Genomic DNA, 3,494 nt, shown 5'->3' with positions numbered 1-3,494 from the left:
ATTATGGCGAGCGGCAGACAATGCTCTTTGAGCATGCCGGGGAATTTATTGTTGAAGGAAACACGATAAGGAAAGCCTATCTTAGTCATTCGCGGATCAAGCAGCTTAAAGCCGGTGACATTCTCATTTTCTATCGGTCAAAGGATGATCAGTCACTCACTTCCATCGGGATTATCGAGGATGTCCGCACCGGGCTCACCGATACAAATGAGATCATCCGTTTTGTCGGTAAGAGAACCGTGTATACACACGAAGAGATCGAAACCAGCCAAAAACCCCTTATGGTGATCCTTTTCCGGCATCATTTCCATCTGAAAAATCCCCTGAAACTGGCCACATTACTGGCATCCGGGATTTTTAACGGCCCCCCGCAGTCCATAATGCAGATAAGCGATGAGCACTATAACGTCATTAAGAACCTCGGTGGAATCGATGGACATTTTACTGTCAATTAAGCCAAAATACGTCAAATCCATTCTTGAGGGGGAGAAGCGGTACGAGTTCCGGAAGGCGATATTCCGGAACCGCTCGGTCAACCGGGTCTTCATTTACTCCTCTGCACCGGTAAAGAGGATCGTGGCACTGTTTGAGATCAGCCGGATTATCGAGGATCATCCATCAGCACTCTGGGACCAGACACGGGACCATGCGGGTATCAACGATGCAGATTTCTTCTCCTATTTTGCCGGTCGATCCAAGGGGTACGCTATTGGAATTGAGAACCTGAAGAAGTTCGATACCCCTATAGATCCTAAGGAGGAGAATCCGGGATTTGTGCCGCCGCAATCATATTGTTATGTGCATGGATTGCCAGCAGCAGAATGATGTTCTCCAATTGATAAACGTTGATGAAAATGGATCAGATTCTTACCCCACCCGCTTAATCCTCGCCATCGCCTCTTTCAGCTTCTCCATCGAAGCCGCGTACGACAACCGGATCCATCCCGGCGCATAGAACGCACTCCCCGGCGTAGCAGCAACGTGCCCCTTGTCCAGCCACCGGGACGCAACTTCCATATCATCCCCCGCAACCCGTACAAAAGCATAGAACGCACCCTCGGCCGGCGCCGTCTCGTAGCCCATTACTGCAAGCTCGCCCATCACGTACTTCCGCCGCTTGTCGAACTCCTGCCGCATCTGCTCAACACAGGACTGGTCGCCTTTGAGCGCTGCAACCCCGCCCCACATGGCAAAAGTCGTGACCTGGCTGATGGAGTGCTGCTGGACCTTGGACATCTCGGTGATGATCTCCTTCGGGGCCACCGCGTACCCGGGCCGCCAGCCGGTCATCGCGTACGCCTGCGAGAAGCCGTTGATGGTGATGGTCCGCTCGTGCATGTCGCCTAAAGCCGCAAGCGAGAGGTGCTCTTTCCCGTAGATCATCTTCTCGTAGATCTCATCCGACATGGCGTAGAGGTCGTTGTCCGTGCAGAGGTCGGCAATGAGCTGCATGGACGTTTTGTCAAAGATCGCGCCCGTGGGGTTCGAGGGCGAGTTGACAATGATCATTTTGGTATTTTTGTTGACCTTTTCGAGAAGAGAGTCGTCGAGCTGGAAGGTTTTCGGGTTTATTTCGTGGAAGACCGGTTTTCCGCCGGCGATCTGGATGCAGGGCTCGTAGGAGACCCAGGCCGGCGTGAGGATGATCGTCTCGTCGCCGGGGTTCAGCACGGCCTCGCAGGCCTCGTAGATCGCGTCCTTGGCGCCGCAGCCCACGATCACCTGCTGCGGTGTGCAGGGGAATTTGTTCTCCCGGACGATTTTCTCGCTGATGGCGCCCGTCAGCTCAGGGATGCCGTTGCTCGGCGCATAATGCGTCTCGCCCCGCTTCAGGGCGTCGATGCAGGCGTCCGTGATGTGCTTCGGGGTGTCGAAGTCGGGCTCTCCGATCGAGAGGCTGATGACATCGATCCCCTGCCGCTGCATGGCCTTGGCCTTGTTGGAGATCGCGATGGTTGCCGATTCTGTTACGCCGGCAATCTTTGCCGACAGCGGCTTCATCGTAACCTTTTGACCATCTTGATGGCTGACTCGACGGCACGCTTTGCGTAGTCGATCCGCTCGTTGGCCTCAAGCCGGGTCATGCCGGGGCCGGAGATGCCGAGCGCAACGGGCTTGCCGAACTCCAAGGAGAGGTCGATAATCTTCCGGGCCGCGTGCTGCACCACGATCTCGTCGTGTTGGGTCGCGCCCTCGATAACGCAGCCGATAGTCACGACCGCATCAACCTTGCCTGCGGTCAGCAGTTTCTTGATCGCAAGCGGCATGTCGTAGGCGCCGGGGACATACATGCATTCGGTCACTTCTGCACCGAGGAATGCCGCATGTTCGCGGCCCTCGATCTCCATCATATACGTGATGTCGCGGTTGAACTCCGCAACAACGAATCCCAGTTTTATCGGGTTGGTATCACACATAGCAGATCATCTCGTCTGGTTGGTCATAAACTCTTGTGATTGCATCACCGGCGGGCCGGTCCGGCGTCCTCGAATCCCTGGCGCTGGCCGGTGCCGGCCTGGCGCTCGAGGTCTTTTGGGTGCAGGACGAGCTTCAAGGCATTGACCGCGTGCTCGCGGGTCCGCTGCTCCATGAGCCATGCCAGCTCGCGGTCGTCCTTTGCCTCGTCCTCGTGGACGAAGACCTCGATGATGTGCGTGTTCGTCATGAGCTGGCACTGGATGAGGCCGGTCGAGGCCTCGTGGGCGCACATCTTGTCCTTATCCTTGCCCCCGGGCATGCCCAGCGCCATGACGATATCGCACCGGCGTTCTTCGATCAGTTTCTTGCAGGCAACGGGCAGGTCTTTTATCCCCGGCACCGTCACCCGCTCGATGGCCACGCTGGCGTGCTTCTTGAGCTCGTCGACAGCAATGGCTCCCATGTTGACGCGTGAGAAGGTGGTGTCTGCGACACCGACTCTCATCCCAGCACCTCGGCTGCGGCCCCAACGCCGTCGCCTTTGGGCGTATAGCCACACTTCTTCAGCGCGTGCTGGGTAGCGGCAAGGGTCGCGAGGATCTCCAGCGCACCGACAGCACCCATGCTGCCGATGCGGAAGATCTTTCCCTTGAGGTGGTCCTGGCCGCCAGCGATCTGGATGCCCATCTTCTTGACGGCGCCCCGCATGTCGTCATCCTTGACGCCAGCCGGGTACTCGATGGCGGTGACGGTCGAGGAATAGCCGTGGAGCTTGTCGATCTTCGGGAAGAGGGGGAGGCCCCATGCCTTTGCTGCTGCCTGGACGGCCTTCGACATCTTCTGGTGCCGGGCAATCCGGGCGGGAAGGCCTTCCTCCTCGATAATGAGGCAGGCCTCGCGGAGGGCGAGGAAGAGCGGGACGGCCGGGGTGTACGGCGTCTCCATGGGCTTGCCGCCCGCGCTCTTTTTGTATGCCGCAAGGTCGAGGTAGTACGGCGGGTTCTTCGTCATGCGTTCCCAGGCCTTCGGGCTCACCGAGACCATGGCAAGGCCGGCGGGTGCGGCAAAGCACTTCT

General features: G+C 57.9%; 6 protein-coding genes. 2 read left to right on the top strand and 4 right to left on the bottom strand.

What is annotated here, in order from left to right:
• The coding region (locus CW742_RS09125) for an EVE domain-containing protein (RefSeq protein WP_292419449.1) at positions 1-455 on the top strand (455 nt) is incomplete at its 5' end.
• Positions 433-825, top strand: coding sequence for an ASCH domain-containing protein (locus tag CW742_RS09120; RefSeq protein WP_292419447.1), 393 nt, complete (start codon positions 433-435; stop codon positions 823-825). The genes CW742_RS09125 and CW742_RS09120, both read left to right, overlap by 23 nt.
• 42 nt (positions 826-867) lie before the next feature.
• Here CW742_RS09120 and CW742_RS09115 read toward each other — a convergent pair whose 3' ends face one another.
• The 4 genes from CW742_RS09115 to CW742_RS09100 all read right to left on the bottom strand — a co-directional run.
• Complete coding sequence (locus CW742_RS09115; RefSeq protein WP_292419444.1) at positions 868-2,001, bottom strand: pyridoxal phosphate-dependent aminotransferase; 1,134 nt, start codon at positions 1,999-2,001, stop codon at positions 868-870.
• Positions 1,998-2,417, bottom strand: coding sequence for a 6,7-dimethyl-8-ribityllumazine synthase (ribH, locus tag CW742_RS09110; RefSeq protein ID WP_015284162.1), 420 nt, complete (start codon positions 2,415-2,417; stop codon positions 1,998-2,000). The genes CW742_RS09115 and ribH overlap by 4 nt, the downstream gene beginning before the upstream one ends.
• A 44-nt stretch (positions 2,418-2,461) precedes the next feature.
• Entirely contained in the window at positions 2,462-2,923 is a 462-nt protein-coding gene (ribC, locus tag CW742_RS09105; protein WP_292419440.1) for a riboflavin synthase, read from the bottom strand.
• A partial coding sequence (locus tag CW742_RS09100; RefSeq protein WP_369333013.1) for an alanine--glyoxylate aminotransferase family protein occupies positions 2,920-3,494 on the bottom strand: 575 nt, incomplete at its 5' end. The genes ribC and CW742_RS09100, both read right to left, overlap by 4 nt.

Source organism: Methanoregula sp., from assembly GCF_002835825.1.
Lineage (GTDB): Archaea > Halobacteriota > Methanomicrobia > Methanomicrobiales > Methanospirillaceae > Methanoregula.
This window is presented reverse-complemented; position numbering and strand designations above follow the sequence as displayed.

What these genes read in the sequence shown, in the direction of transcription:
- CW742_RS09120 (WP_292419447.1), top strand. Translation starts at nt 433, where the DNA reads ATGGACATTTTACTGTCAATTAAGCCAAAATACGTCAAATCCATTCTT.
- CW742_RS09115 (WP_292419444.1), bottom strand. Translation starts at nt 2,001, where the DNA reads ATGAAGCCGCTGTCGGCAAAGATTGCCGGCGTAACAGAATCGGCAACC.
- ribC (WP_292419440.1), bottom strand. Translation starts at nt 2,923, where the DNA reads ATGAGAGTCGGTGTCGCAGACACCACCTTCTCACGCGTCAACATGGGA.
- ribH (WP_015284162.1), bottom strand. Translation starts at nt 2,417, where the DNA reads ATGTGTGATACCAACCCGATAAAACTGGGATTCGTTGTTGCGGAGTTC.